At 50.7% G+C, this 26129-nt stretch carries 28 protein-coding genes; 23 read left to right on the forward strand and 5 right to left on the reverse strand.

Features of this window, described 5'->3' with window-relative positions:
• Positions 1-15 precede the first annotated feature (15 nt).
• Genes L3J94_01005 through L3J94_01015 form a run of 3 tightly spaced genes read right to left on the reverse strand, consistent with a single transcriptional unit; the run spans position 16 to position 3031 of the window.
• Complete coding sequence (locus L3J94_01005; protein ID MCF6217333.1) at positions 16-2049, reverse strand: methyl-accepting chemotaxis protein; 2034 nt, start codon at positions 2047-2049, stop codon at positions 16-18.
• A 56-nt stretch (positions 2050-2105) separates the two neighbouring features.
• Positions 2106-2633: a chemotaxis protein CheW gene (locus tag L3J94_01010; GenBank protein ID MCF6217334.1), complete on the reverse strand. Its 528-nt coding sequence runs from the start codon at positions 2631-2633 to the stop codon at positions 2106-2108.
• Complete coding sequence (locus L3J94_01015) at positions 2630-3031, reverse strand: response regulator (GenBank protein ID MCF6217335.1); 402 nt, start codon at positions 3029-3031, stop codon at positions 2630-2632. The genes L3J94_01010 and L3J94_01015 overlap by 4 nt, the downstream gene beginning before the upstream one ends.
• Positions 3032-3460: 429 nt before the next feature.
• Here L3J94_01015 and gshA point away from each other — a divergent pair, with 429 nt between their 5' ends.
• The 12 genes from gshA (at position 3461) to L3J94_01075 (ending at position 12951) form a co-directional block, all read left to right on the forward strand.
• The gene (gene gshA / locus L3J94_01020; protein MCF6217336.1) at positions 3461-4750 is read left to right on the forward strand and encodes a glutamate--cysteine ligase; all 1290 of its coding nucleotides are present in this window, start codon (positions 3461-3463) and stop codon (positions 4748-4750) included.
• 9 nt (positions 4751-4759) lie between these two features.
• A complete protein-coding gene (gene gshB, locus L3J94_01025; protein MCF6217337.1) occupies positions 4760-5716 on the forward strand; it encodes a glutathione synthase in 957 nt (318 codons plus the stop codon).
• Positions 5716-6744, forward strand: coding sequence for an FAD:protein FMN transferase (locus L3J94_01030; GenBank protein MCF6217338.1), 1029 nt, complete (start codon positions 5716-5718; stop codon positions 6742-6744). Before gshB ends, L3J94_01030 begins: the two co-directional genes overlap by 1 nt.
• On the forward strand, positions 6744-7106 hold the full coding sequence (locus L3J94_01035; protein ID MCF6217339.1) for a NusG domain II-containing protein: 363 nt from the start codon (positions 6744-6746) through the stop codon (positions 7104-7106). The genes L3J94_01030 and L3J94_01035 overlap by 1 nt, the downstream gene beginning before the upstream one ends.
• A gap of 6 nt (positions 7107-7112) precedes the next feature.
• Complete coding sequence (locus L3J94_01040) at positions 7113-7670, forward strand: Gx transporter family protein (GenBank protein MCF6217340.1); 558 nt, start codon at positions 7113-7115, stop codon at positions 7668-7670.
• Entirely contained in the window at positions 7651-8532 is an 882-nt protein-coding gene (locus L3J94_01045) for a TonB family protein (GenBank protein MCF6217341.1), read from the forward strand. Before L3J94_01040 ends, L3J94_01045 begins: the two co-directional genes overlap by 20 nt.
• An 89-nt stretch (positions 8533-8621) precedes the next feature.
• Entirely contained in the window at positions 8622-9197 is a 576-nt protein-coding gene (locus L3J94_01050; GenBank protein MCF6217342.1) for a YqgE/AlgH family protein, read from the forward strand.
• On the forward strand, positions 9190-9603 hold the full coding sequence (gene ruvX, locus L3J94_01055; GenBank protein ID MCF6217343.1) for a Holliday junction resolvase RuvX: 414 nt from the start codon (positions 9190-9192) through the stop codon (positions 9601-9603). The genes L3J94_01050 and ruvX overlap by 8 nt, the downstream gene beginning before the upstream one ends.
• Positions 9600-10106: a bifunctional pyr operon transcriptional regulator/uracil phosphoribosyltransferase PyrR gene (pyrR, locus tag L3J94_01060; GenBank protein MCF6217344.1), complete on the forward strand. Its 507-nt coding sequence runs from the start codon at positions 9600-9602 to the stop codon at positions 10104-10106. The genes ruvX and pyrR overlap by 4 nt, the downstream gene beginning before the upstream one ends.
• Entirely contained in the window at positions 10103-11083 is a 981-nt protein-coding gene (locus L3J94_01065) for an aspartate carbamoyltransferase catalytic subunit (GenBank protein MCF6217345.1), read from the forward strand. The genes pyrR and L3J94_01065 overlap by 4 nt, the downstream gene beginning before the upstream one ends.
• Complete coding sequence (locus L3J94_01070; protein MCF6217346.1) at positions 11080-12354, forward strand: dihydroorotase; 1275 nt, start codon at positions 11080-11082, stop codon at positions 12352-12354. Before L3J94_01065 ends, L3J94_01070 begins: the two co-directional genes overlap by 4 nt.
• A 12-nt stretch (positions 12355-12366) precedes the next feature.
• Positions 12367-12951 (forward strand): hypothetical protein, encoded by a 585-nt coding sequence (locus L3J94_01075; GenBank protein ID MCF6217347.1) that lies wholly within the window; start codon positions 12367-12369, stop codon positions 12949-12951.
• Here L3J94_01075 and L3J94_01080 read toward each other — a convergent pair.
• Both L3J94_01080 and L3J94_01085 read right to left on the reverse strand, forming a co-directional pair.
• On the reverse strand, positions 12946-14118 hold the full coding sequence (locus tag L3J94_01080) for a PilT/PilU family type 4a pilus ATPase (protein MCF6217348.1): 1173 nt from the start codon (positions 14116-14118) through the stop codon (positions 12946-12948). The genes L3J94_01075 and L3J94_01080 overlap by 6 nt on opposite strands.
• 50 nt (positions 14119-14168) lie before the next feature.
• Entirely contained in the window at positions 14169-15206 is a 1038-nt protein-coding gene (locus L3J94_01085; GenBank protein ID MCF6217349.1) for a type IV pilus twitching motility protein PilT, read from the reverse strand.
• Between the two features lie 308 nt (positions 15207-15514).
• On the opposite strand from L3J94_01085, the gene L3J94_01090 reads away from it, so the two are divergent.
• The 11 genes from L3J94_01090 to L3J94_01140 all read left to right on the forward strand — a co-directional run bounded on the left by L3J94_01090 (position 15515) and on the right by L3J94_01140 (position 26123).
• Positions 15515-16225, forward strand: coding sequence for a YggS family pyridoxal phosphate-dependent enzyme (locus L3J94_01090; protein MCF6217350.1), 711 nt, complete (start codon positions 15515-15517; stop codon positions 16223-16225).
• Between the two features lie 12 nt (positions 16226-16237).
• Positions 16238-17062 (forward strand): pyrroline-5-carboxylate reductase, encoded by an 825-nt coding sequence (proC, locus tag L3J94_01095; GenBank protein ID MCF6217351.1) that lies wholly within the window; start codon positions 16238-16240, stop codon positions 17060-17062.
• Positions 17062-17649 (forward strand): YggT family protein, encoded by a 588-nt coding sequence (locus L3J94_01100; GenBank protein ID MCF6217352.1) that lies wholly within the window; start codon positions 17062-17064, stop codon positions 17647-17649. Before proC ends, L3J94_01100 begins: the two co-directional genes overlap by 1 nt.
• A gap of 129 nt (positions 17650-17778) precedes the next feature.
• Positions 17779-19725 carry a dynamin family protein gene (locus L3J94_01105; GenBank protein ID MCF6217353.1) on the forward strand — a complete coding sequence of 649 codons (1947 nt, stop codon included), beginning with the start codon at positions 17779-17781 and terminating at the stop codon, positions 19723-19725.
• Between the two features lie 127 nt (positions 19726-19852).
• Positions 19853-20911: a selenide, water dikinase SelD gene (selD, locus tag L3J94_01110; GenBank protein ID MCF6217354.1), complete on the forward strand. Its 1059-nt coding sequence runs from the start codon at positions 19853-19855 to the stop codon at positions 20909-20911.
• Positions 20908-22023 (forward strand): tRNA 2-selenouridine(34) synthase MnmH, encoded by a 1116-nt coding sequence (mnmH, locus tag L3J94_01115; protein ID MCF6217355.1) that lies wholly within the window; start codon positions 20908-20910, stop codon positions 22021-22023. The genes selD and mnmH overlap by 4 nt, the downstream gene beginning before the upstream one ends.
• Before the next feature lie 156 nt (positions 22024-22179).
• A complete protein-coding gene (locus L3J94_01120; protein ID MCF6217356.1) occupies positions 22180-23844 on the forward strand; it encodes a hypothetical protein in 1665 nt (554 codons plus the stop codon).
• Between the two features lie 16 nt (positions 23845-23860).
• A complete protein-coding gene (locus tag L3J94_01125) occupies positions 23861-24832 on the forward strand; it encodes a hypothetical protein (protein MCF6217357.1) in 972 nt (323 codons plus the stop codon).
• Entirely contained in the window at positions 24819-25355 is a 537-nt protein-coding gene (locus L3J94_01130; GenBank protein ID MCF6217358.1) for a peroxiredoxin family protein, read from the forward strand. The genes L3J94_01125 and L3J94_01130 overlap by 14 nt, the downstream gene beginning before the upstream one ends.
• Positions 25352-25615, forward strand: coding sequence for a cytochrome c (locus L3J94_01135; protein ID MCF6217359.1), 264 nt, complete (start codon positions 25352-25354; stop codon positions 25613-25615). Before L3J94_01130 ends, L3J94_01135 begins: the two co-directional genes overlap by 4 nt.
• Positions 25608-26123: a TlpA family protein disulfide reductase gene (locus L3J94_01140; GenBank protein ID MCF6217360.1), complete on the forward strand. Its 516-nt coding sequence runs from the start codon at positions 25608-25610 to the stop codon at positions 26121-26123. The genes L3J94_01135 and L3J94_01140 overlap by 8 nt, the downstream gene beginning before the upstream one ends.
• Positions 26124-26129 lie beyond the last annotated feature (6 nt).

A 26129-nucleotide genomic window follows, 5' to 3' on the forward strand; every position in this document is an offset into this window, starting at 1 on the left:
TAGCGTTTTATGCTGCTAACTCGGCAGTTTGAAGCCGGCCACGGAGCCGCGAAGGTCGTGTGCCAGATCGGCCAAATTGCTAATCGAGGCTGAGGTTTCATTCGTGCCCGCCGCCGTTTGGGTGGTGAGATCCTGAATGACATTCATGGTTTCGGAGATATTGTTTGCTGCATTACACTGCTGTGTTGCCGCTACCGAGATGTTGTGACTCAGGTCATTGAGTTCGTTAGAGACCTCCTCAATTTCAGTCAGAGTATCTCCGGCGGTTTTGGCTAGCTGGGTTCCCCTAACCACCTCAGTGGTGCTTCGCTCCATTGAAGCAATCGCTTCATTGGTGTCACTTTGAATGGTTTTAACCAGTGCTTCGATCTGTTTGGTAGCATCGGTGGAGCGCTCGGCTAGGCGTTGAACTTCATCGGCGACAACCGCAAAGCCACGCCCCGCATCACCCGCCATGGCGGCTTGAATTGCGGCATTCAATGCCAGAATATTGGTCTGGTCAGTCAAGTCATTGATTAATTCGACAATTTCACTAATCTCCAGCGAGCTCTCACCTAGGCGCTTGATGCGTTTCGAGGTCTCTTGAATCTGCTCGCGGATATGCTCCATGCCGTTAATAGAGTCGTGAACAGCGGTGACGCCATCATGGGCGGTTTTGACGGATGTCTTGGCAACGGTGGAGGAGTTGAGTGCATTAGTGGAGACATCCTCAATCGAGGTGGCCATCTCGTTAATTGCGGTAACAACCGTGGCAATCTGATGTGCTTGGTGGTCGGTGGCATCGGCCAGATGTATCGCAGTGGTTTGCGTCTCTGTTGCAGCAGAGGAGACTTGTGACACGGTATCATTAATGGTGTTGACCAAGTTGCGCAGTGCGCTGACCACGTAGTTGATATGTTCAGCAATAGCACCCGTAAAGTCATTTGATACGGTCGCTTCTACGGTGAGGTCGCCCTCAGCTAAGCCACTGATTTCGTACAATAGACGTTGAATCGCCTCTTCATGCTCCTGGTTGGCTTGTGCACTCTCCTCGATACGCTGGCGTGCATCGCGTAGCAGTGAGTAGGCGAGCCAAATCAACACGATAAGTGCGAAAAAGGCAGCTGCATAGCCCAGGTTTTCGGCGAGAGAGCGTGAAGTGCTGTTGTTCAAATTGATATAGGCGCGCAGCAGGTTGCTGCTGGCGTGCAGCAGGGCATCTGACTCGCGGTACATATTATTGGCTGCAACCTGTGCCTTGAATAGCTCAGGGGTTCGCTCCAGAATACGCTCCGAGAGGTCACTGACGGCCTGATACATCAGATCCAAAACCTCAAGTTTATCTCTTGCAAGCTCATTTCGTATGCGGCTGACATCTTGAGCGGTATCGCCTTCACGCATACCGGCCAGCACTTCACCAAACTGGGCAATATCACGCTTAAATTCAGCTGCCGCATTAGCGGCACCCGTGTCGGCATTGATCATTCGGACAAGGTTATACTCTATGCGCTGTGCCAAGGTAACTTGGTTTGCTGCGTGCTGAATCTGTTTTGGGCGGTATCCGAGTTCCACCATGATATCGACCACTTCGGAAGAGCTCGCCTGTATCTGGGGCATTAACTCTGCCAGTGCGGAGATAAACTCACTGAGTATGCGGGTAGTCCCTTCAGACTCCAGCGTAATCTCTATATTATTGCTGAACTTTTCCCACTCAGTGGTGAGGGCATCGAGTTCCGCCTGGACCTCTTTGGGCGATGGTGGCAGGCCACTCTCGGGGTTGCCATTTTGCAGCTTCATTAGTGATGCATTGAAAAGGTCGTGGGTCTCTTTTAGCTTACCGAAGGCATCCACATCGGCTTGTGACGCGGCGATTGCGTATTTCAATACGCGTTGTGAAAGTAGCCGCTGCTCCCCTGCCGTATTAATGTACTCTCTATCGTGTTGCTCTTTGATAGAGGAGTAACCAAAGAGTAATCCCATTAATACCACCAGCACAATGAGCAGAGCGATGGCGTAGGTGATTGGCTTATTGTTAGTGCCGCTTTCTGTCTGAATTGCTGATGTTGTCATTATCGGCTCCAGGCCTTATTTGTTGGTGGTAATATCATTATTTATGGGATGCCGCATTAAGCGGCTATGTTCATGAATGCCTGTGATTGCGCCAGCTTTGGCAGGCTTAGCACATGGTACTCTTGTGAGTCGTCCATAAAACCTGCTGTCAGGTAGGGTACTAATTTTGGGTCATTCGAGGCGTGATTTTCGACCTTTTTTGTCTGGTCGAGATGCCTGAGGCCGTGAACCTCGTCGACCAGCAACCCCGCCATCAGTCCCGACTGGTTAATGACCAGTATACGGCTGTTTTTTTGGGCGGTAGGTGCGCGTAAATCGAGAAATGCGGCGAGATCAATGATGGTGATTAAGCTTCCTCGCACATTGGCTACACCTCTCACCCATGGCTTAACACCAGGCAGCAGAGAAATATGAGGGCAGGGTGCCACCTCCTGTATCTCGGAAAGAGCGGATATTAGGTTGATTTTGCCAAAGCGGTAGCTGATACCGTGCCAGATTTTCCGTGCCTTATCGGGCTGTGGTAATGGGGTGGCATTTTCGTGAGCTCGCGCTGCAATTTCTTGTAGTAATTGAAAAAAATTCATTGCGTAACCGCCCTCGGTACATGGTGTTTTACGGCATCCAGTAGTTCATCTTTGGTAAAAGGCTTGGTCAGGTACTGATCCGAACCTACAATCCGCCCACGGGCACGGTCAAACAGACCATCTTTACTGGTGAGCATAACCACCGGAGTTGTTTTGAAGGTGTGGTTGTGTTTAATCAGGGCGCAGGTTTGATAGCCATCGAGGCGCGGCATCATCACATCAACAAAAATCAGATCGGGCTTGTGATCGGTGATGATAGAGAGTGCAGCAAACCCGTCGATGGCTGTGACAACATCACAACCCGCTTTTTGGAGGAGTGTTTCCGCTGTGCGGCGGATTGTTTTACTGTCATCAATGACCATCACTTTTACATTTTGAAACTGGGTTGTATTCGCCATGCGTTCGTCCTGTTATTTTCTTCGCCTTGATCGACTCGTTTCGACTGGCAGTAAAAGCGCACTAAAGCGAAGAAATTAAACCAATATTGTCAAAGTTGCACCTATTTTATTTTGCTCAAGATAACACTATTTTTGATTTTTTGAGACAAATTTATCTGCTTTTCGCAGGGCGTGAAAAGGTTACCGGCGTTTCATGTTAAACTGATGGGCACCTGAACTTCGTTAGTTATCTTCAAATTTATTGTTTTAAGGTTTAATTGATTATCCCGCAAAAAACAACCGGGATTAGTGCTTTTTCGACGATTGTGTCAGGCTATTTCACTCTGAACATAGGGTGAAAGTATAGGCCGAACCAAGCGCCTATCAGTCGGTCGTACTCGTTGTATTTACTCGGTTTTTAGTGGTGGCCACAGTGATGAAGGAAAATTAATGACATTTCAACAGCATGTGAGCGTACCGCACTTGACAACCGCCCTCACAGGACCTCTGCAACACATTGAGAGCCACCTGCTTGGGCATCAAGTCGAAATTGAGACGTGGTTCCGCAGTCAGTGGCTAAAGACCCCTGCCCCTTTTTATACCTCGGTTGATCTGCGTAATGCGGGTTTCAAGCTGGCGCCGGTCGATACCAACCTCTTCCCGGCAGGCTTTAATAACCTCAATAGTGCTTTCATGCCGCTCTGTATCCATGCAGTACAATCGGCCGTGGAGCGGATTTGCCCCACTGGGCGGCGAGTTTTATTGGTGCCCGAAAATCATACCCGTAACCTCTTCTACCTGGAGAGTCTGGCAACACTGGTGCAAATTATTACTGCGGCGGGTTTTGAAGTGCGCATTGGCTCACTGCTGGCAACACTGGATGAGCCCATGTGTGTGGAGCTGCCCTCGGGGCGAAGTGTGACGCTGGAACGCCTGATTCGCCATAACTCCCGCGTTGGTGTGGCCGGTTTTGACCCCTGTGCGGTGCTATTAAATAATGACCTCTCCGAGGGGTACCCTGAAATATTAGTGGGTATAGAGCAGTCTATTATTCCACCGCTGGCATTGGGCTGGTCAAATCGACTGAAATCGGGTCACTTTGCACACTATCGTGATGTTGCCGAAGAGCTCTCCGACTTGGTTGAAATCGACTCCTGGCTGATCTCTCCCTTGTTTCGCAACTGTGGTGAGGTCAGCTTTAAAAAGCGTGAAGGTGAAGATTGTTTACTGAAAAATGCGACCGCGCTATTTACCGCGATAAAGCTTAAATATGAAGAGTATGGTTTAACCGATAAACCTTTTATTGTCGCCAAAGCAGATGCGGGCACCTACGGAATGGGAATAATGACCGTGGAGAGTCCAGAGGAGCTGGTTGAGCTTAATCGCAAGCAGCGCAATAAAATGGCTTCCGCCAAAGGGGGGCAAGAGGTGAGCCAGGTTATTTTGCAGGAGGGTGTTTATACCTTCGAGACGTGGGGTGATGCGGTCGCAGAGCCGGTAGTTTATATGTTGGATCACTTTGTGGTTGGCGGGTTTTACCGGGTGCATAAAGGACGAGGTGTAAAAGAGAATCTGAATGCACCAGGAATGCACTTTGAGCCGCTGGCTTTTGCAGAGTCTTGCAGCACCCCTGATCGCAGCGAGGCGCCGGATGCGGGTATTAACCGCTTTTACGCCTATGGCGTGATTGCTCGCTTGGCGATGCTGGCGGCAGCTCGTGAAATTCATCAACACAGTTAGGGTCAGGTTATGGGGATAAAGCTCGGCATTGTAATGGATCCGATTGACGCTATCACAACCTACAAAGATAGCAGTTTTGCGATGTTGCTGGAGGCGCAAAAGCGAGGTTATCAGCTCTACTACATGGAGATGAAAGACCTCTCTCTACGTGATGGCAAGGCGTTCGGTCGTCTCTCCCCTCTGACGGTAGATGACAACCAGGAAGCATGGTTTACCTTAGGTGATGCGGTTGAGCAGCCACTGACAGAACTTGATGTTATTTTGATGCGTAAAGACCCCCCTTTTGATACAGAGTATATCTATGCCACCTACTTGCTCGAACGCGCTGAAGTGGAGGGTGTGCTGGTTGTCAACAAGCCACAGAGTCTGCGTGATGCCAATGAAAAGCTTTATACCGCATGGTTTAATCAGTGTACGCCCCCGACACTGGTGAGCCGCCGAGATGATCAATTGCGCGCTTTTTTGGTGGAGCAGGGTGATATTATTCTTAAGCCATTAGACGGGATGGGCGGAGCTTCGGTATTTCGGCTACGTCAGCAGGATGCCAATATTGGTGTGACTATTGAAGTGCTGACCCAGCATGGCCAGCGCTATATCATGGCGCAACGTTTTATTCCGGAGATCACCTCAGGAGATAAGCGCATCTTGATGGTGGATGGCGAACCGATACCCTACGCACTGGCGCGCTTACCCGCTAAGGGCGAGGTGCGGGCCAACCTGGCGGTGGGTGGCCGGGGGGTGGGTGTCGAGTTAAGTGAAAGAGACCACTGGATCTGCCAACAGGTGGGGCCGGCGTTGCGAGAGAAAGGGTTGCTATTTGTGGGGCTGGATGTGATTGGTGACTACCTGACAGAGATCAATGTGACCAGCCCTACCTGTATTCGCGAGCTAGATAATCAATACGGGATCAATATCAGCGGCAAACTGATGGATGCCATTGAGCAGCGTCTGGCGGCGCGCACCTGATGCGTTGGCTACTACTGCTTATGGTGCTGCTACTGGCTGGATGTGATCATCCGGATACCCACAGCCATAAACAGCAGATGTATGTTTTTGGTACCTTGGTGGAGGTGTTGATCTGGACCGATGAGGAGGAGGCTGCCAGTGAGGCGATGACACGGCTGAACGCGCAGTTTCAACAGCAGCACCAACAGTGGCACCCATGGGAGCCCGGTCTACTGCGCGCATTTAATCAACAGCTTTCGAGTGGTGATTCGGTTCCCATCCCTGATGTGATATCTCCACTTCTGGCGCGCTCTATTGAGCTATCAATAGCCAGTGATGGTCTGTTTGACCCCGCCCTGGGGCGATTGGTAGAGTTGTGGGGCTTTTCGGATAATCTGGTTAACGCTTCCCAGCCACCAGATGCCGCCGCGTTAGCTGATTTTACTGAACATGCTCCGCGTATCAAAGACCTGGAAATCAACAGTGGCGTGGCGCAGAGTCATAATGCTCTTCTCTATCTCGATTTTGGTGGTTTTGCCAAAGGGTATGCGGTGGATCGTGCGATTGAGGCATTGCGTGAAATGGGATTCGAAAATGCGATTGTCAATGCAGGGGGTGATCTGCGGGCGATCGGTAGCAAAGGAGAGTGGCCGTGGCGGATCGGAATTCGTAATCCACGGGGTGAAGGGTTGATTGCATCACTCCAGATTAGCGGCGATGAGAGTGTTTTCACTTCAGGTGACTACGAGCGGTTTTATGAATACCGGGGTAAGCGGTACCACCATATTATCGACCCACGTAGTGGCTACCCGACGGCTGGTTTTAGCTCGGTGACCATTTTACATGGCGATGCGGCCACGGCTGATGCTGCCGCCACGGCGCTGATGGTGGCCGGGCCCAAGCAGTGGCGTGAGGTGGCAAAAAAAATGGGGTTAAATCATGTGATGGTGATTACTCCCCAGGGTGACATCAGCATGACACCCGCCATGGTTGAGCGTATTCGATTTGAGGTTTCGCCCGCGCCCCTCGTCAAGGTGGTAGATTGGTAGTGCTGCGTCGAGGTGATTATCTGGTACTGTTGGCCACACTACTGCTGTTGCCATGGCTCTATTTGACGCTCTGGGGTGATCAGCGTGCGGGTGAGTATGCACAAATTCTTGTGGGTGGTGAGCAGATGGCGTTGGTGAGCCTTCACCAACCGCGAACCCTTGAAGTGGAAGGATCTCTGGGGTTGAGTCTGCTCGAAGTGCTGGACGGTAAAATTCGTTTTGTAGCATCGGCCTGCCAAAATAAACAGTGTGTTCATCGCCGCTGGATCAGCTTGGGCGGCGAGGTGGTGAGCTGCTTGCCCAACCGGGTGAGTATCGCCATATTAGGTGGTGAGCAGCGTTTTGATGCGATTAACTTTTAATCACCCATGAATCAACTTGGCCACCGCAAGATTTTGACACAACCCAGTGACCATCGCATCGCTTGGTGGGCCGCGCTGGCGATCACCATTCATATTGTTGAGAGTGCGCTGCCCAGCCCGGTCCCGGGTCTTAAGCTGGGTTTGGCAAATGTGATTGTGGTGGCGGTGCTGGTGCTCTATGGCTGGCGAGATGCGGTTTGGGTGGCACTGTTACGGGTGTTGGTGGGGAGCCTGCTGGTGGGTACTTTCCTTACACCTACCTTTATGCTCAGTTTAAGTGGCGCGTGTGCCAGCCTGCTGGCGCTTGGCGCGGGATATTACTACAGTCGCCTGCTACCCAGTTGGGGGCTTGGGGCGCTGGGCTACAGTCTGTTGGCTGCCCAAGCGCATATGCTTGGGCAGTTTGCTATCGCCTATTTTGTATTGATTCCACACCCCGCGCTCTTTAAATTATTACCGGTATTGATGACGGCTGCATTGGTATTTGGCGTGATCAGTGGCATGATTGCAGTGGCAATGATTGATAAGGTACAGAAGCGAGTCAATGGTGGAACAAGTAGTTAAAGCGACACCCATTAAATCCTCAGATCGACTGAGTTTCACCATTTTTATCGCGGTGATTGTGCATTTGGTGCTGGTGTTGGGTGTTGTTTTTGAATATGAGCTGAATAAGCCGCCGGTACTCACTGAAATGGAGGTGATCTTCATTCAAAATAGCACGTCGAGTGAAGAGAGTGACGCGGACTACCTGGCACAGGTGACACAGCAGGGCGGTGGTAATACCGAAGACAAAGTACGTCCCACCAGCCCACCACCCTCCGAATTGCCCAGTGACAACCCTAATGAGGCACCTGCACCGCAAGTTGAAAGGGTGGCCAGCAACCCAGAGCCAACCCAGCAACAGTTGGCGGTGAGAGTAGCGCAACAGGCGGAGTTGATTGAGCAACAGGTGCGTGAGCTTGAATCCAAATTACAACAAAACCTGACGGCACAGCAGCTGATTCAGCGTAGCCGGGAGATCGCCAGTCTTAATGCGGAAGTAAGCGAGGCGTGGGAGAGCTACTCGAAAATGCCGCGTAAGAAATATATATCAGCGGCAACCCAAGAGTATAGTGCGGCGGCTTACATGAGTGCCTGGCAGGATAAAGTAGAGCGCATCGGCAATATCAACTACCCGGAAGCGGCGCGGCACCAAAATATTTATGGCAGCTTGGTATTGGAAGTTAATATAAAGCCTGACGGCAGCGTACAAGAGATCAACGTGTTACGCTCATCAGGGGAGCGTTTACTGGATGATGCGGCGATTCGTATTGTGCGCCTAGCCTCACCCTTTGCACCACTTCCTGATGCATTGAGAGAGGGGGCTGATATTCTTGCTATTATACGTACTTGGCAGTTTCAGCAGGGCGGGCTGGCAACCAAGTAGTCATCACGCTATTCAACCGCGCCATAAGAGCTTGCAGCCGAGCGACTGAATAGATTACTTAAAATAATCAAGTCAACGATATTGAATCAATGAACACAACAGACTCCTTAAAAAACAACCTTTTGATTGCCATGCCCGGTATGGAGGATGGCAATTTCTCCAAAACGGTTACCTATATTTGTGAACATACAGACGATGGCGCAATGGGCTTGATTCTCAGTATTCCCCTCGATATTACTTTCCGCCAAGTGGTAGGGCAGGTGGATAAAACCTTGTCACAGCGTGAAATGGACAAGTGCATCGATGATATCCCGGTCTATCTGGGTGGCCCGGTAGAGCCTGAACACGGCTTTGTTTTGCATACACCACAGGGGGAGTGGAGTGCTTCTCTGAAATTGACAGATGACCTCATGTTAACCACTTCCAGCGATATTATCAGTGCCATTGCCACCGGTGAGGGGCCTGATCAATACTTGGTGATGCTAGGTTACGCGGGTTGGGGTGGTGAACAGCTGGAGCATGAAATGGCGCAAAATGCCTGGCTCAATGTGCCGGCAGATATGGCCCCGCTATGGGGCGAGCCAGCGGAGAAGCGTTGGCAGAAAGCGGCCGCTTTGCTGGGTGTGGATTTGAGCCGCCTCTCTCCGGATGTCGGGCATGCCTGAGTCAACAGTGTTGGGGTTCGACTATGGCCGCCGCCGCATTGGCGTGGCTGTTGGCCAGACAATTACTCATACCAGCTCACCCCTGGCGACCATTCAGGCGGATCAGGGGAAGCCTGATTGGCACGCGGTACAGGCTCTGATCAATGAGTGGCAGCCGACAGTCTTTGTGGTAGGGATGCCGAAAAATATGGATGGCTCAGCACATCAGTTGACGGCGACGATTACCCGTTTTGGTAATCAGTTGCATGGGCGTTATGGCTTGCCGGTTCACTATATTGATGAGCGGTTGAGTTCCCGTGAGGCTGAGCGTAGCTTGATGCCGGGACAGGCCAAAAAGGATAAAGGCGTGATCGATCGGGTCGCCGCGCAACTCATATTACAAACCTGGCTGGATCAAGAGAGATGAGAGAAAATTTTGAGGTAACCACCCTGCTAGTGCAGATGGGCGAACAACTACAGGCACTCCTGAAGAAAAACGGGATTAGCGAAGCCAAGATGATTGGGATATACAGTGGTGGCGTCTGGGTAGCAGAACCACTGCACCGGCAGCTGGGTCTGGAGAGTCCGCTGGGTTGCCTCAACATCTCCTTCTACCGGGATGACTTCACCCAGGTGGGCATGCACCCCGAGGTAAAGCCTTCGAACTTGCCTTTCGGCATCGATGGTGAAAACCTGATTTTGGTGGATGATGTTCTCTATACCGGACGAACGATTCGAGCCGCGTTGAACGAGATATTTGATTATGGCCGACCCGCATCGGTAACCTTAGTGGTGTTGGCGGATCGAAATGGCCGTGAGCTACCCATTCAGGCCGATGTGGTGGGCGTTAAGCTTGATCTGGACAGTCATGAACAGGTTAAGTTGAGTGGCCCCCAAAAACTCTCCCTGAATATTATCGAGTCCTTATGAGTAGACGAAATATACAGCTGGATGAGCAACAGAAACTGCGCCACTTCATTGCCGTGGAGGGGTTGAAGCGACAGATGCTGGTGGATATTCTTGATAGTGCAGAAAACTTTCTCGGACTCGGTGCACGCAAGGCAAAAAAAGTACCGCTGCTGCGGGGGAAAACCGTAGCCAATCTCTTTTTTGAAGCCAGTACCCGCACCCGCAGTACCTTTGAGCTGGCCGCACAGCGACTCTCTGCGGATCTACTGAGTATGGATATTAAAACCTCAGCTACCAGCAAAGGAGAGAGCCTGCTGGATATGTTGCAAAATCTGGAGGCGATGGGCGTGGATATGTTTATTGTGCGTCATGCTAGCAGTGGCGCGGCCCGCTTTATTGCCGAACATGTGGCTCCCCATGTCAGCGTGATCAATGCTGGAGATGGTTGTCATGCCCATCCCACACAGGGAATGTTGGATATGTTTACTATTCGTCAGCAAAAGGGCGAGTTTGCGCCACTGACCGTGGCTATCGTGGGGGATATTTTGCACTCGCGGGTAGCGCGATCACAGATTCATGCACTGACCACCCTTGGGGTCACCGAAGTGCGGGTGGTCGCGCCGCGAACCCTGATCCCTGCGGATGTGGAGAGATTAGGGGTGCATGTTCATCATGAAATGGAGAGTGGCATTGAAAATGCGGATGTAATCATTATGTTGCGCCTGCAAAAAGAGCGTATGCAGGGTGGGTTTCTACCCAGTGAAGCGGAATATTTCAAGCGCTATGGTTTGACCGAGGCACGTTTGAAGCTTGCAAAGCCTGACGTGACCGTGATGCACCCCGGGCCGATTAACCGTGGTGTCGAGATCGCCTCGGAGGTGGCTGATGGTCATCATTCGGTTATCTTGCAGCAGGTTACCAATGGTATCGCCATTCGCATGGCGGTGATGTCGATGACTCTGGGGCGACCCACCTCTGCTGCGGGGGTAGCCAAATGAAAACCCATATTCAAGGGGGTCGCCTAGTCGATGCTTCACAGGGTATCGACAGCGTTTGTGATCTCTACCTTGCCAATGGCAAGGTGTTGGCGATAGGCGACCGCCCGGACGGCTTTGAACCGGAGCAGTGCATTGATGCCAGTGGAAAAATTGTCTGCCCAGGCCTGGTGGATATGCAGGTCTACCTGCGTGAACCGGGTAATAGCCACAAGGGAACCATCGCCAGCGAATCTGCCGCTGCGGTGGCTGGCGGTGTTACCTCGCTCTGCTGTCCACCCGATATCACCTCAGTCACCGATACCACTGCGGTTGTAGAGTTGATTCGCTTGAAGGCCGAAAAGGCTGCCAAGGCACATGTCTATGTGATCGGTGCTTTGACAAAAGGGCTTAACGGCGAAGAGATCAGCGCCATGCAGAGCCTCAAGGAGGCTGGCTGCGTGGGTGTAAGCAATGGCCACTATCCGATTAAAAATAGCCAGGTCATGCGGCGGGCAATGGAGTATGCCCGCACCATGGATATGACGCTGTTTCTACATGCTGAAGATCCGTGGCTGAGCCAAGGTGGCTGTGCCCATGAAGGTGCGGTGAGTACCCGAATGGGTTTGACGGGTATCCCCGCGTGTGCCGAGGAGGTGGAGGTGGCCAAGCTGCTGCAACTGGTTGAAATGACCGGTGCACGGGTTCATTTTAGTCAGCTATCCACCACAAAAGCGGTGCGAATGATCAGCCGGGCACAGTTTGAAGGGCTACCTATCAGCGCCGATGTGGCCGCTCATCAACTCCATTTGAGTCATATTGATATTGCTGAATTTAACAGCCTTTGCCATGTTCAGCCACCACTGCGTAGTGAGCGTGATCGTGACGGGCTACGTGAAGGTCTAAGAGAGGGGATAATCGGTGTGATCTGCTCCGATCATCAACCCCACGATAAAGACGCCAAACTTGCCCCCTTTGCTGAGGCAGAACCGGGCATTTCGGCACTGGAGAGCTTGCTCCCCCTAGCGCTGCGCCTATCTGACTCGGGCATGAGCCTGATGGATATTATTGGCTGCTTGACCACCACGCCAGCCAAAATTTTGGGTATTGCGGCAGGTAGCTTGGCAGAGGGTTGCTGTGCCGACGTCTGTATTTTTGACCCGCAAGAGTATTGGGTATTGAGTGAGCAAGCGATGGTCAGTCGGGGTAAGAATAATCCATTTGTTGGTCGGGAGTTAAAAGGGCGAGTGCACTACACCTTGCTGGCCGGTGCGATTGTCTACCACCTAGGCTGATCGGGCAGGCTGATGATTGAGCATATTAAGAGAGTATCTGCGAGCAACTATCCTGGCGGGTTTACACATTTACGCCTCGTCGCTGAGGGTATTGCAGAGAAGGCTCGGCCGGGGCAGTGGATTATCTGGGGCAGCCGCACGCTCTACATTATGCGTAGCGACCCTCAAACAGGCTGTATTGAGCTGCTGTTTACCGGTAAAACACCCCACCAAGATAAGATTGAAGGGCCTGGCGGAGACGCGCCCGTTCTTCCTGAGGTGTGCTTTCGCTCACTGTTGGTGGGTGGCGTTGAGGCGCTAGCGCAGCTGATTTTTTTTGCTGATTCACTGCGCAAGCGCCGGAGTCACACCACGCTGTTGCTGCTGCAAGCGACTCAGCCGCTGCCCTTCACGCCCACTCCTTGCCGCATCATGATTCCAGGAATGCCTGCGGGTGTTATCGCAACCCTGCCGTTACTGAGTGATTGGGGGGTTGCGCTGCGAATCGCCTCTAATGATGGGCTTCCAGGTTGCTATCATGGCAGTGTGGATGAGCTGGCAGAGCAGTGGTTGAGCGCGCAGCCTCGACCGAGTGAAATTGCGTGTAGTCGGCTATGACTCATCAGGGTTGAGCAATACGTAATCTGTCTGCTGCTTTTTTTTGGGTTCTTTCTCTTTAGGCTCACTCTCTGTATCCTCTTGTTGCTGCTCCGTTATGTTCCAGTCGCGCTCGTTTTCATCCCTATCGCCATCATGGTCAAGCTTAATCATTAAACGTAACTGATTAGCGGAGTCCGCATGGCGCAGCGCATCTTCATAGGTGATATCACCCGCGTCGTAAAGATCATAAAGTGCCTGGTCAAAGGTCTGCATACCCCTATTTTTGGATTTCCCCATCACCTCTTTTATTTTGGCAATCTCACCTTTTTGAATGAGATCCGAGACGAAGGGTGTGCCGATCAGAATCTCCAGAGCGGCGCACCGACTATTGCCATCAACGCGGGTAATCAGCTGCTGGGCGATGATTGCTTTTAGGTTGAGTGAAAGATCCAGCAGTATCTGCTCACGCCGCTCAAAGGGGAAGAAGTTGATAATGCGCTCGAGTGACTGGTTGGCATTATTAGCATGTAGCGTAGCGAGGCAGAGGTGCCCAGTTTCAGCAAAGGTAAGCGCGTGCTCCATGGTTTCGCGGGTACGAATTTCACCAATCAAAATAACATCGGGTGCTTGTCGCAGGGTGTTTTTAAGTGCGATGCCATAGCTTTCAGTATCAACACCCACTTCGCGCTGGGTGATGATACAGCCATCGTGTTGGTGAATATATTCGATGGGATCCTCAATGGAGATGATATGACCATGCGAGTTACGGTTGCGGTGGCCGATCATGGCAGCCAGTGAGGTGGATTTTCCTGAGCCGGTTCCACCCACCACTAAAATTAAGCCACGCTTCTCCATTACCATCTCATTGAGCTGAAGAGGAAGCTTGAGCGCTTCTATTGTTGGAATTACCGTCTCAATCTTGCGTAACACCATGCCGATTTTCTGTTTTTGACAGAAGACACTGACACGAAAGCGCCCGACATTAGGTCGGTGGATGGCAAAGTTAGCCTCCTGTGTCTCATCAAACTGGCGGCGTTGCTCTGCATTCATTACGCTATAGACCACATCCGTGGCCTGCTGCTGGCTGAGTGGGTTGGGTGAGACTGGGACATTTCGACCATTGATTTTTAGCGTGGGTGGCAAGTCTGCGGATACAAACATATCCGAGGCTTGTCTGCGCATCATCAGCTTGAGCAGGTAGTCAAAATTTTCAATCGATTGGGTGTTTTTTGTCACTAGCGGAATAGATCCTTGTTGACGGCTTTTGTGGCAGCATCCTGCTTGCTGACCAAACCTTTTTGTACCAGGTTTTGTAGGCACTGATCCAGTGTTTGCATGCCAATCGCCTGGCTGGTTTGAAGTACCGAGTACATCTGCGGCACCTTCGCTTCGCGAATAAGATTACGAATTGCGGGCGTACCAATCATTATTTCGTGGGCCGCTATGCGCCCGCCACCCATCTTTTTCAGCAGTGATTGGGAGATAACCGCTTGCAGTGACTCAGAGAGCATCGCCCGCACCATCTCTTTTTCACCACCAGGAAAGACATCGATAATCCGGTCGATGGTTTTCGCCGCTGAGCTGGTGTGGAGCGTGCCAAATACCAAGTGCCCGGTTTCAGCGGCTGAAAGCGCTAAACCGATGGTTTCAGGGTCACGCATTTCACCCACCAGAATAACATCAGGGTCTTCACGTAGCGCAGAGCGCAGTGACTCGGAAAAGCCAAGGGTGTCGCGATGAACTTCGCGTTGATTGATGAGGCATTTTTTTGATTCGTGCACAAATTCTATCGGGTCTTCAATGGTTAGAATATGGCCAAACTCATTCTCATTTTTGTCATTTACCATGGCGGCGAGGGTGGTGGATTTACCCGAGCCGGTAGGGCCCGTTACCAGCACCAGGCCGCGTGGATATTGTGCAATCCTCTTGAATATTTCGGGGGCACCCAGATCGTCCAGCGTGAGTATTTTTGAAGGGATGGTTCGGAATACCGCACCGGCTCCCCGGTTTTGATTGAAAGCATTGACACGAAAACGCGCTAAGTTGGGTATTTCGAAGGAGAAATCAGTCTCAAAGAACTCCTCGAAATCTTTGCGCTGTTTATCATTCATGATGTCATAAATCAGGCTCTGCACCGTTTTGTGGTCGAGTGCTGGCACATTAATTCGGCGAATATCACCGTCAACACGAATCATCGGCGGCTCACCCGCAGAGAGGTGTAGATCAGATGCGTTATTTTTCACACCAAAAGCGAGCAGTTCTGTAATGTCCATCTGTTATTCCCAATAATAAATTGTACCGAAGTCATCTTACCACCCTATGGTGTGGGTTGGTAAGCGGTTGATTATTTGATGGTTGAGCATTGATTATAGCCGTGTATAGCGGCATTCTAGAAGAAAAACTTAGCCCCTGTAAGGCCTTTGTTCTCATTCCCAGATAGGGTCACGCATACTGTACAAGCTCTTGATTCCACAGTGAAACCAAACGCTTACACACTAACCTGGGGATGAGGGCTTTACGTGAAAGGTGGTTTCATCCTGCGGGGTGGTAGTATGAGGTGTCATATCCAACGGGAGAGGTGATGGTGAGTTCGCGACAAAATCCACTGGCGGAGCGTTATGCGCAGCTGATAATGCGTATTCGGCATGCCGAGCAACAGGCTGGCCGCTCTGTCGGTTCGGTGCAGCTATTGGCTGTTAGTAAAACGGTGGCCGCTGAGCGGCTGGGTTATGCTGCTCTGCTGGGGCAACAGGCGTTTGGTGAGAATTACCTACAAGAGGCGTTGAATAAACAGGTTTTACTTGCCGAGCTTGATCTCCAGTGGCATTTTATTGGGCCGTTGCAATCCAATAAAAGCCGGGCAGTTGCAGAGAAGTTCAACTGGTTGCACACACTTGATCGGCTAAAATTGGCACGGCGGCTCTCAGCTCAGCGCCCCGAAAATATGCCACCCTTGAATATCTGCTTGCAAGTGAATATCAGTGGTGAGCCGAGCAAGTCCGGTGTATTACCTGACGAACTCTCACCGCTGGCGGCTGATATTGCCGAGTTGCCGGGGTTGCAATTGCGGGGTTTGATGGCACTGCCGGCCCCTTGTGATAAGTTTGATGAACAGCGTCGCGTATTTGCCTCAGTACGCAAGCTTTATCAGCAGTTGATTGATGAGGGGCACCCGTTGGATACGTTGTCCATGGGAATGTCGGCAGACCTTGAGGCAGCGGTGGCGGAAGGTGCTACCATAGTACGCATAGGCAGTGCACTGTTTGGTGCTCGTGATCATAAGATGCAGTAAAGGGCTGGGTTTATGGAACAGTGTAAAATTGTTTTTATCGGTGGCGGCAATATGGCCGGCAGTATTATGGGTGGTTTACTACAGGGTGGCTGCCAGGCAGAAAATATCTATATTTGTGACCCTAACCAAGAGCGGCTGACGGTTCTCCAGCAGCGCTATGGGGTGAATGTTTCGACCCGTAACGATGACTTTGTGGCGCTGGCGGATCTGTTGGTATTGGCGGTGAAGCCACAAGTGATGCACTCAGTGGTGGAAGGGATGGCCTCTAAAATAAGAGATGACACGCTACTGGTATCAGTAGTAGCCGGTATTCGTGGAAAGGATATTGAGTCTTGGCTGAAGGGTAATCACGCGATTGTTCGTTGTATGCCAAACACACCGGCATTGGTGCAGAGTGGTGCCAGTGGCTTGTACGCAAATAGTCAGGTGAGCGATGCACAGCGTAACCTAGCCGAATCCTTAATGCGGTCGGTAGGAATAGTCGTCTGGTTAGACCATGAAGAGCAGATGGATGCGGTAACAGCAGTTTCAGGCAGTGGTCCAGCCTACTTTTTTCTGGTGATGGAGGCGATGCAAAAGTCGGCAGAAAAACTAGGGCTTACCCCTGAAATGTCACGCCTGCTAACGGTACAGACTGCGCTTGGAGCCGCCAAAATGGCGATGGAGAGTGAAGAGGGCGTGGCGGCACTACGGCACCGTGTTACCTCGCCAGGCGGTACCACTGAACAAGCAGTCAATACGTTACAGGCGGGAGGGGTTGAGGCTGCCTTTGATGATGCACTGCAAGCGGCTTGTCGTCGTTCAAAAGAGCTGGCAGAAATGTTTGGGGGTCGGTAATGAGTGGCGAATATTTTGGCGCAGCCTCTATTTTTTTGGTGCGAACCCTGTTTGGACTTTACATCTTAGCGGTACTGCTGCGTTTTTTGTTACAGATGGTGCGTGCTGATTTTTATAACCCAATTTGTCAGATTTTAGTTAAAGTGACGGATCCCGCGCTGCGGCCACTACGTCGAGTTATTCCAGGTCTCCTGGGTATCGATATGGCCGCTGTGGTATTGCTGCTGCTGTTAAAGACGGCGGAGCTGTTTATCATTCAGCAGCTGGCAGGTGTGGGTGGCAATGTGATGGGTCTGTTTGTGCTGGGTATTGCTCAAATGGTTGAGTTGACGCTGAATATTTTTTTCTTCTCGGTATTAGCCCAGGTGATTTTAAGCTGGGTTAATCCAGCTACAAACTATAATCCTGTGGTGGCACTGCTCCATGCACTGAATGAGCCGTTGATGCGGCCAGCCCGGCGCCTGCTACCCGCCATGTCAGGGCTGGATCTTTCACCGTTGCTGGTGATCATTGTGATACAGTTGATAACAATGTTATTGGTGGCGCCACTCAATGATGTTGCACTGCGATTATTATCCGCAGCTTAATCGCTTGATAGGCCATTATCTGCACGGTAAAAATAAATTCTGTTAATACCCAGTAAATACAGACCGATACACTGTGATGTAAATGTAAAAAGGCAACTGGCCTTCTTCCCCAGGCGGATATGGAAAGTGATGGAAACCAATACTTTATCAGAGAGATTACACTGCTATAACCAATGGAAAGATGACGTCGTCCATAAGCTTAAAGCTTATGAACAGGTTCTTAAGGATGCTGAACTTGACAGCGTAGAGCAGGAAATCCGCATCGACGATATGATTGCCAAGTTGCATGATGATCGTATTGTTGTGGCCTTTGTCGCAGAGTTTTCCCGGGGGAAAACCGAATTAATAAATGCTATTTTCTTTGCAGATTACAAACGCCGACTACTGCCATCTGAGGCAGGTCGTACCACGATGTGCCCAACCGAGCTATTTTACGACCATGAGAGTACGGATGCTTACATTCGGTTACTGCCAATAGAGACACGCCTAGACGACAGCAGCATCAATGAACATAAACAGGATCTGAGTTACTGGACAACGTTACACCTTGATATCTCTTCACCAGAAAAGATGGCAGAGAGCTTTAAAGAGGTTATAAAGGTTAAAAAGGTGAGCGTGAAGGAGGCGATTAAACTCGGCCTCTACGACGAAACACTGGTGGATAATGAAGAGTCGGAGGTTGAGATCCCCATGTGGCGGCATGCCCTGATCAGCTTCCCCCACCCGCTGTTAAAAGAGGGACTAGTGATCCTGGATACACCCGGCTTGAACGCGCTGGGTACAGAGCCAGAATTGACCATGGATATGTTACCCAATGCACATGCAATCATGTTTGTTTTGGGTGCTGACACCGGTGTAACCCGCTCTGATATGGAAGTGTGGGATCAGCATGTGAGCAGTTTTAGCCGTGGCAGTAATCATTCAAACCTGATGGTGGTGCTCAATAAAATTGACACATTATGGGATGAGTTGCTGGATGATGAGCAAGTGGCCGCCAATATCGACAGCCAGTGCCAAAATACCGCTAAAACATTGAATGTCTCCCCCGACTCAATATTCCCTGTCTCGGCCCACAAGGGGTTGCTGGGGCGCGTGAAAAATAACCCAGAGCTGCTGGAAAAGAGTGGCATTGCATCGATTGAAAATATGCTTTCGGATACTGTTTTACCGGAAAAGCAGACCATTATTCGTGATCGGGTTATCGACGAAGTGGGCACTATGGTGGAGTCAACGCTAAATATTATCCAGGCGCGACATAATTCAGTGCAAGAGCAGCTGGGCGAACTGCAAGGGATCGGCAACAAAAATGAGGCGATGATCAGCCACTTGATCAAGACCACCCATGCTGAAGCAATCGCCTATAAGGTGAGAGTCGACAACTACCACACCAGCCGTAATCTGCTTAACAGCAAAATCAAAGAGATCCTGGAATACGTTGACCTTAAAGTCCTCGATAGGGTGATTGATGAGGCTCGCAATGAGATGCAAGGCACCTGGACAACCGGCGGCTTGCGTAAATCAATGATGTTCTTCTTTGAAAATATGATGCAGATCATGTCGCAGGTGAACTACCTTGGCGAGCAAGCCAATGATTTGGTCAAGACATCTTACAAGCGCTTCCATGAAGAGTTTGGCTTGCCAAACATTCGCCCAACGCTGTTTTCCAACCAGGTTTATGTGCTGCGTATGGAGCGACTACTCAAGCGCTCCGAGGAGTACCGAACCAGCTCAACCATGACCATGACCGAACAGAGCTTTGTTATTAAGCGTTTCTTTGTCTCGGTGGTGAGCCATGCCCGTGATGTTTTTTATAAAGCGAATGAAGAGTCTAGGCTGTGGTCAAAAAGTGCCTTGGCTCCTATCGCAACGGAGATAAAAGAGCGCAAGCGGGTAATGGATAAGCGGCTCAGTAACCTGAATCGAGTAAAAGACTCCAAAGAGACATTAGAGAGCAAGCTGAACGAGCTGGCTGACGAACAGCGTGGCCTAGATAAACAGCTCAGCGAACTCAATGAGATCAATGAAATTATTTGCGCCCCCCTCGACAAAGAGAAGAGTGAGCCTAATAATCAATAACCCCTCCCTTCCGCAGTAGACTCACCCTAAGTCCGACAGCCTCCTGGCGTGTGGATAGCGCTCTCGCAATGAAGGGGGGCAATCGGTTATATTGTGCATAACTTAATCTATAAGTGATGTGCACCCTATGCAAAATCGCGATACCTTGCCAGATACCATTCGTATGACTGAATATAGCCATGGTGCCGGTTGTGGCTGTAAAATATCACCTAAGTTGCTGGATGATATTCTCAAAAGCACAACACCTAACCCCACCTTTCCAAAATTGTTGGTGGGCTACGACACCAAGGATGATGCGGCGGTATTCGATTTGGGTAATGGCAGTTCGGTCATATCAACCACTGACTTCTTCATGCCGATTGTGGATGACCCCTTCGAGTTTGGGCAAATTGCGGCGACCAATGCGATCAGTGATGTTTATGCCATGGGCGGCACGCCGTTGATGGCCATCTCTATTTTTGGCTGGCCGATTGAGACATTAGGAGCTGATGTTGCCTCACAGGTTATTGAGGGTGGCCGTCGCGCCTGCGCACTGGCCGGTATACCACTGGCGGGAGGGCACTCCATTGACTCACCCGAACCCATTTTTGGGTTGGCAGTAACCGGGCAGGTGGAAAATCGCCACCTGAAGCGCAACAGCCAAGCAGAGGCGGGCTGCAAACTCTATCTGACCAAGCCACTTGGTATCGGTATTTTGACCACTGCACAGAAAAAAAAGTGCCTTAAGCCAGCACACCGCCGGATCGGCCCCGAAGCGATGTGCCAGCTTAACAGTGCCGGTACTCAGTTTGCTAAGCTCCCGGCGGTCAAGGCGATGACGGATGTGACGGGGTTTGGCCTGATGGGGCACCTCACAGAGTTGTGTCTGGGGAGTCATTTACAGGCGCAACTGATCTTTGATGCCGTGCCGACGCTACCGGAGGTTGAATACTATCTGGCGCTAGGGTGTACTCCAGGCGGCACGCTACGAAATTTTGAAAGCTATGGTCACCATATTGGTGGCATGAGTGAACAGCAACAGATGATTTTGTGTGACCCACAAACCTCAGGCGGCCTCTTGGTGGCTGTTGCAGCCGAGGGCGAAGCTGAATTTTTAGCATTAACCGAAGCGCTAGGAATGTCATTGAGTCCGATAGGCCAGTTGAGCACCCCCGTCGCGAATCATGCTCTGGTGGAGATTATATGATGGAGCTTCCACAGGTTGACGACTATTCAGCGCTTTTTTTAGATGAAGTACCGATGATCGACCTGCGAGCCCCGCAGGAGTTTGAGCAGGGACGCTTTCAAAATGCGATAAACCTACCGTTAATGAACGATGAAGAGCGCAAGTTAGTGGGTATTTGCTATAAAGAACAAGGCCAGCAACAGGCGATTGCGCTGGGTCATGAGCTAGTAACCGGCGAGGTAAAACAGCAGCGCCTGGAGCGGTGGCTGCGGTTTGTAGAAGAGAATCCACAGGGTGTTTTGTACTGCTTTCGTGGCGGACTACGCTCACAAATAACCCAGCGCTGGATCTATGAAGAGAGCGGCATCGTCTACCCACGAGTACACGGTGGCTACAAAACACTGCGCCGTTATTTGCTCGATGAGCTAGAGCGCTCCATTGCGCAGATACAGCCGACCATCCTCAGTGGACGCACTGGCACAGGCAAGACACTGCTACTAAAGAAAATCAATAACAGCATCGACTTGGAAGGCGTCTATCATCATCGTGGTTCAGCATTTGGTCGTCACGCCACGCCACAACCGAGCCAGATCGATGTGGAGAACCGGCTTTCAGTTGAGCTGCTGAAAAAAATCATATTAGCCGCTGAAGCAGCGCCCCAACTGCTGCTTGAAGATGAAGGGAGCAATATCGGCTCACGCAACCTGCCCCACTCACTGATTGAGCGCATGGTGGCGGCACCCATCGTGGTACTGGAAATTCCACTAGCGCAACGGGTCGATATCGTATTCGATGAATATATTACGGCAGCGCTCTCTGAATATCAGCAGCTACTGGGCGACGAGCACGGCTTTACCACCTGGTCAGAAAACCTGCGCCAGGCACTTGGACGGGTTAAACGTCGCTTAGGTGGAGAGCGTTACGGACTGCTTGATGCCGTGATGAGTGGTGCGATTTCTGACCAGCAACAACGGGGTGAAACATCGGCTCACCGCGAGTGGATTCAGCGATTACTTAACGATTACTACGACCCAATGTATGACTATCAGTTACAGAAAAAAGCCGAGCGCATCACCTTTCGGGGCGATGACAAAGCAGTAATTGAGTATCTTAATACTCAAAATATTACCTAATTGCACACTGGGGTCAGAGTAAACGTTACTTTACTCTGACCCCAGCGTCCACTCCCCTGCGACAACATGTCGCATTCTTTCTATGCCGGGATTCCAATACAATTTTGTCATTAACTGTTCCCTACCCGGTTTATTGACTAAATTATAGGAGTCTCCATGGCTATTCATAATAAGCGTAATATTTTATGGTCGGCACTGCTGCTGAGTGGTGCTGTGGCATTGAGTGGCTGTAATAGCTCATCAGATGATAATACCGTTGAGGGTGCAGCAATCGAGGGCTCTATTTTTGCCGCCCCGGTGAGTGCTGCTTCGATATCTGTGTTTGACCTGAATGGTAATCGGGTGGCAGGTCCGGTGACGAGTGGGGCAGATGGGCATTATCAAATCACAATTCCTGATGCACACCTTGCCAGTGACCTTAGCTTTATCAGCAGTGGCGGCACGTTTACAGATGAGGCGACGGGTGAGGCTAATGTCAGCGCAGGTCAAATGTCTGTTTATGTCGCGGCAGATAGCCTTGCGGCGGGTAGTGAAGTACACGCGACACCCTCTTCTACGATTATGCACCAGTTGATTATGCAACATGGTCAAGGCTATGTAGAGGCGCAGGCGGCTTTTGAGAGTGCCTTTGGTTATCAGCCTGATTATACTGTGGCACCAACGGATGCGACCGCACCGGCGGCCGATGCGACCGACCAGCAAATGTTGGCGGGACTGCGTGCCGCCAGTTTCAGCCAATTAGCCCAGGATTTGGGGATGAGCGCCACTGATCAGTTTGCCTTGCTGGAGGCGTTGGCACTGGATTTGTCAGATGGTGAGCTTGACGGGCAGAGTACATCGGGTGCGGTTATTCTCCCGGCACCTGTCAACATACCATTGCAATTGCATATTCAGCATCAGTTTGCGATGGCACTGGAGGGGTTTCATCGGGGGGGGCGCAATGCAACCAGTTTAAATGCCAGTCAAATAGGCGTATTGCCCTTTGCTAAAGTGGCCAGCAGTGAAAGTTACCGCTTCGAATATCAGCCGGGCATGATGCCGGCAATGGAGGGGAAAACCACATTCAAAATTGTGGTTACAGATGCGGCCACTGGGCAGCTGGCGCAGGGCGGATTGAACTTAATACTACAGGCAAAAATGTATATGGCGACAAAAATGCATGCCACACCAGTGGATGGTTGTAGTGAATCGGCAACAGCAGGTGTTTATGATTGTACTATTTTCTACCTGATGCCTTCGGTTATGAACGGTATGTCGATGGGCTATTGGGAGTTGATGGTTACCACTGATAATAATGAAATGGTCAGCTTTTACCCGGGTGTTGGTATGGGCATGAACGGCAATGGTAAGCGCAGTTTGATGGCTCAATCAACGGGCACTGTGGTGGATGATGCCGGTTTGACTGTTCCTACCTACAGCGATTTTGTTATGAGTCCCACCTCGGCACGGAAGTACCTCCTGTTTAAAGACAGTATTGCAGCAGGCTCCATTTCAGGCCACAAAGTGCGCCTGTTTATTGCGGTAAAAGAGAGTATGGACTCATTTCCAGCGCTCTACACAGGTGCTAGTTTTAATATGGCTAGTTTTACTGTCAGCTCAATTAACGCAGAATTTTCAGTGGATGGCGCTAGCTGGTCACCTATGACAGAAGAGGGCGCGGGTTATTGGTCTGTTGATAACGCACCGGGTTTAGTCGATGGTGTTGAAAACACGTTCTATATGCGCCTGCATGTCAATGGTGAACAGAAAACAGCCAATGGTAGTGTGCCGGCACTGGATGGTAGTAACGATTACGCAATTTTTACAACTACCCTGAATTAATGTTTTAAGGTTTTCCATGGCTAATCTCTCAACAAAGGCCGCCCTCTTTGCAGTGGCGGCCCTTACCCTTTCTCAGCCTTTATCTGCGGCATCATGCTGTGGCGGTGGCTCCTCTTCTGCCTTGGTTATGCCCAAATTTGCTACGGGGATGGTCGACCTTTCGTTTTCCATGGAAAACTACGATGGCTATTGGAATAGAGAGGGGGAGTATACCGAAGACCCTGTGGGCTCTCGCTTGAAACAGTATCGTTTTAATGTTGGCTATGCCCACCGCTTGGGTAAACGCTGGCAGGCGAGTGTTGTCACCCCTTATGTCTGGAATGATAACCAATACAGCGGTGTCTCATCCGAAACCCAAGGGATGGGGGATACCACCATTAACCTTTGGTATGAAGGATTTGAGAATATCACCTGTGTCTGGAAAATAAAAAAGCCGGAGGATTGGATACCCGCCAGTTACTACGGGTTATCCATGACACTCCCCACGGGTGTCTCTCCTTATGACAATGTGGAGAATAGCTTTGATATTACCGGTCGGGGTTTTTATCGTGTGGATGCCAATCTGCTGTTGGATAAGACCATCTACCCCTGGAATGCGACACTGGCACTCTCTTACGGAAAGTATATAGAGCGTCCGGTTAATCGTGAATATGGCCGCTATGTGGCGCCGTATGATAAGCAGTTGGGTGACCGCTTTTCAGGCTCGCTCTCTGGGGGGTATACCCAGTTTCTTGATAATATGGATACCCTGAGCTACACCCTCTCTTATGCTTATTTACAAGAGAGCCAAGGTGAAATTGATGGCATTACAGATACTACCACCGGAATGGAGAAGCAGACGCTATCCGCAACAGCAGCTTATGCCAGTATGGATCGGGACTGGGTCTTTAAACTAACCTTGAGCCACAGCCCTAAGCGGGATGGTTATGGTGAGAGTTTTCCCGTTACCAATGTGGTGACACTGGGGGTGAGCCATGTTCTTCGTTAAACTTGTTGGCCTACTCATGCTGTTGCTGTTAAGTGCCTGCCAAGATGACCTGAATCCATCGGATAGCGATGAGCGGCCTGTGGTTCAGACCGGTATTATTGGCAATCAAGTAGGGCAAATTGCCCCTGACTTTACGGCAGGCTCAACAACACTAAACACCGCCCACACACTCTCTTCTGATTTACAAACCTATGATGCAGTGGTGCTCTATTTCACCATGTGGTGTCCTATTTGTGATGAGCATATGAGCCATCTGCGTGCGACTTATGTGAGCAACTACCCCAATGTGCAATTTTTCCTGGTGGATTATGTGAGCGGCTCGCTGGAGGCTGCACGTAATACACAACTTGCCAGTGGTTATGGCGATATGAGAGTGCTGGTTGATGTAAACCGGGAGATTGAATTTCTTTATGAAGGCACCATGGGGAGTACGGTTGTGATTAATAACAGTGGTATTGTGCTTATGAACCAAGGCTATAGTGATGGTCGTCAACTGGGTCAGGTATTGGGGGAGCTGCCATGAGAGTGTGGTTACTCATCGCGCTATTTTTGCTCACCAAGCTGGCTTATTCTGAATCGGTCGAATTAAATGGCCAGCAGCTTTTTGAGGCTCGATGCAGTATTTGTCACCAACTGCCTGCACCCGATATGTTGAATCATCGGCAGTGGCACCGGGTAATCAACACCATGCAAATTCGTATGCAACAAGCGGATATTGAGCCGCTGGATGAGGACGAAATTACCGCAATAAAAGAGTATTTGCAGTGGTATGTAGATGATTAAATATTTGGCTTCAGCTGGCCTGTTGCTGCTTCTGAGCTTTCCGTTGCAGGCTGACCCTCTGGCAACATTTGGTGCGGAACCGGTGTCGGGAGCAGCAACGGCCTTTATCTTGCCGGACCTTGAGGGTGAAATTCATGCCTTGGCGCAGTGGCAGGGCAAGGTGGTGATGCTCAACTTCTGGGCAACCTGGTGTGCCCCTTGTCGGGACGAAATGCCGGGAATGGAACGGCTTTGGCAACGCTATGGTGAGGATGGCCTAGTGGTAGTGGCGATATCTGTTGATGAGGGAATGGAGCGCCGGGTTGCCAAATTTGTTGAGATATTGAGATTAACCTATCCGATTTTACTCGACCCAGACTATGCGGTAGGTGACCTTTATCAAGTGAGCGGGCTGCCACACAGTCTATTGATTGACCGTGAAGGGCAGTTGATTGCAAAGGTTGTGGGCCAGCGTGAGTGGGATAGTGCAGAGTCTTTTGCGTTAATTGAGTCACTACTCTCCCAGTGAGTAGCT

The organism is Gammaproteobacteria bacterium, assembly GCA_021647245.1.
Classification (GTDB): Bacteria; Pseudomonadota; Gammaproteobacteria; order RBG-16-57-12; family RBG-16-57-12; genus JAFLJP01.

Bases quoted from the DNA above. Each gene is read 5' to 3' on its own strand.
- L3J94_01005 (MCF6217333.1), bottom strand. From the start codon at position 2,049: ATGACAACATCAGCAATTCAGACAGAAAGCGGCACTAACAATAAGCCA.
- L3J94_01010 (MCF6217334.1), bottom strand. From the start codon at position 2,633: ATGAATTTTTTTCAATTACTACAAGAAATTGCAGCGCGAGCTCACGAA.
- L3J94_01015 (MCF6217335.1), bottom strand. From the start codon at position 3,031: ATGGCGAATACAACCCAGTTTCAAAATGTAAAAGTGATGGTCATTGAT.
- gshA (MCF6217336.1), top strand. From the start codon at position 3,461: ATGACATTTCAACAGCATGTGAGCGTACCGCACTTGACAACCGCCCTC.
- gshB (MCF6217337.1), top strand. From the start codon at position 4,760: ATGGGGATAAAGCTCGGCATTGTAATGGATCCGATTGACGCTATCACA.
- L3J94_01030 (MCF6217338.1), top strand. From the start codon at position 5,716: ATGCGTTGGCTACTACTGCTTATGGTGCTGCTACTGGCTGGATGTGAT.
- L3J94_01040 (MCF6217340.1), top strand. From the start codon at position 7,113: ATGAATCAACTTGGCCACCGCAAGATTTTGACACAACCCAGTGACCAT.
- L3J94_01045 (MCF6217341.1), top strand. From the start codon at position 7,651: ATGGTGGAACAAGTAGTTAAAGCGACACCCATTAAATCCTCAGATCGA.
- L3J94_01050 (MCF6217342.1), top strand. From the start codon at position 8,622: ATGAACACAACAGACTCCTTAAAAAACAACCTTTTGATTGCCATGCCC.
- ruvX (MCF6217343.1), top strand. From the start codon at position 9,190: ATGCCTGAGTCAACAGTGTTGGGGTTCGACTATGGCCGCCGCCGCATT.
- pyrR (MCF6217344.1), top strand. From the start codon at position 9,600: ATGAGAGAAAATTTTGAGGTAACCACCCTGCTAGTGCAGATGGGCGAA.
- L3J94_01065 (MCF6217345.1), top strand. From the start codon at position 10,103: ATGAGTAGACGAAATATACAGCTGGATGAGCAACAGAAACTGCGCCAC.
- L3J94_01070 (MCF6217346.1), top strand. From the start codon at position 11,080: ATGAAAACCCATATTCAAGGGGGTCGCCTAGTCGATGCTTCACAGGGT.
- L3J94_01075 (MCF6217347.1), top strand. From the start codon at position 12,367: ATGATTGAGCATATTAAGAGAGTATCTGCGAGCAACTATCCTGGCGGG.
- L3J94_01080 (MCF6217348.1), bottom strand. From the start codon at position 14,118: ATGATGCGCAGACAAGCCTCGGATATGTTTGTATCCGCAGACTTGCCA.
- L3J94_01085 (MCF6217349.1), bottom strand. From the start codon at position 15,206: ATGGACATTACAGAACTGCTCGCTTTTGGTGTGAAAAATAACGCATCT.
- L3J94_01090 (MCF6217350.1), top strand. From the start codon at position 15,515: ATGGTGAGTTCGCGACAAAATCCACTGGCGGAGCGTTATGCGCAGCTG.
- proC (MCF6217351.1), top strand. From the start codon at position 16,238: ATGGAACAGTGTAAAATTGTTTTTATCGGTGGCGGCAATATGGCCGGC.
- L3J94_01100 (MCF6217352.1), top strand. From the start codon at position 17,062: ATGAGTGGCGAATATTTTGGCGCAGCCTCTATTTTTTTGGTGCGAACC.
- L3J94_01105 (MCF6217353.1), top strand. From the start codon at position 17,779: ATGGAAACCAATACTTTATCAGAGAGATTACACTGCTATAACCAATGG.
- selD (MCF6217354.1), top strand. From the start codon at position 19,853: ATGCAAAATCGCGATACCTTGCCAGATACCATTCGTATGACTGAATAT.
- mnmH (MCF6217355.1), top strand. From the start codon at position 20,908: ATGATGGAGCTTCCACAGGTTGACGACTATTCAGCGCTTTTTTTAGAT.
- L3J94_01120 (MCF6217356.1), top strand. From the start codon at position 22,180: ATGGCTATTCATAATAAGCGTAATATTTTATGGTCGGCACTGCTGCTG.
- L3J94_01125 (MCF6217357.1), top strand. From the start codon at position 23,861: ATGGCTAATCTCTCAACAAAGGCCGCCCTCTTTGCAGTGGCGGCCCTT.
- L3J94_01130 (MCF6217358.1), top strand. From the start codon at position 24,819: ATGTTCTTCGTTAAACTTGTTGGCCTACTCATGCTGTTGCTGTTAAGT.
- L3J94_01135 (MCF6217359.1), top strand. From the start codon at position 25,352: ATGAGAGTGTGGTTACTCATCGCGCTATTTTTGCTCACCAAGCTGGCT.
- L3J94_01140 (MCF6217360.1), top strand. From the start codon at position 25,608: ATGATTAAATATTTGGCTTCAGCTGGCCTGTTGCTGCTTCTGAGCTTT.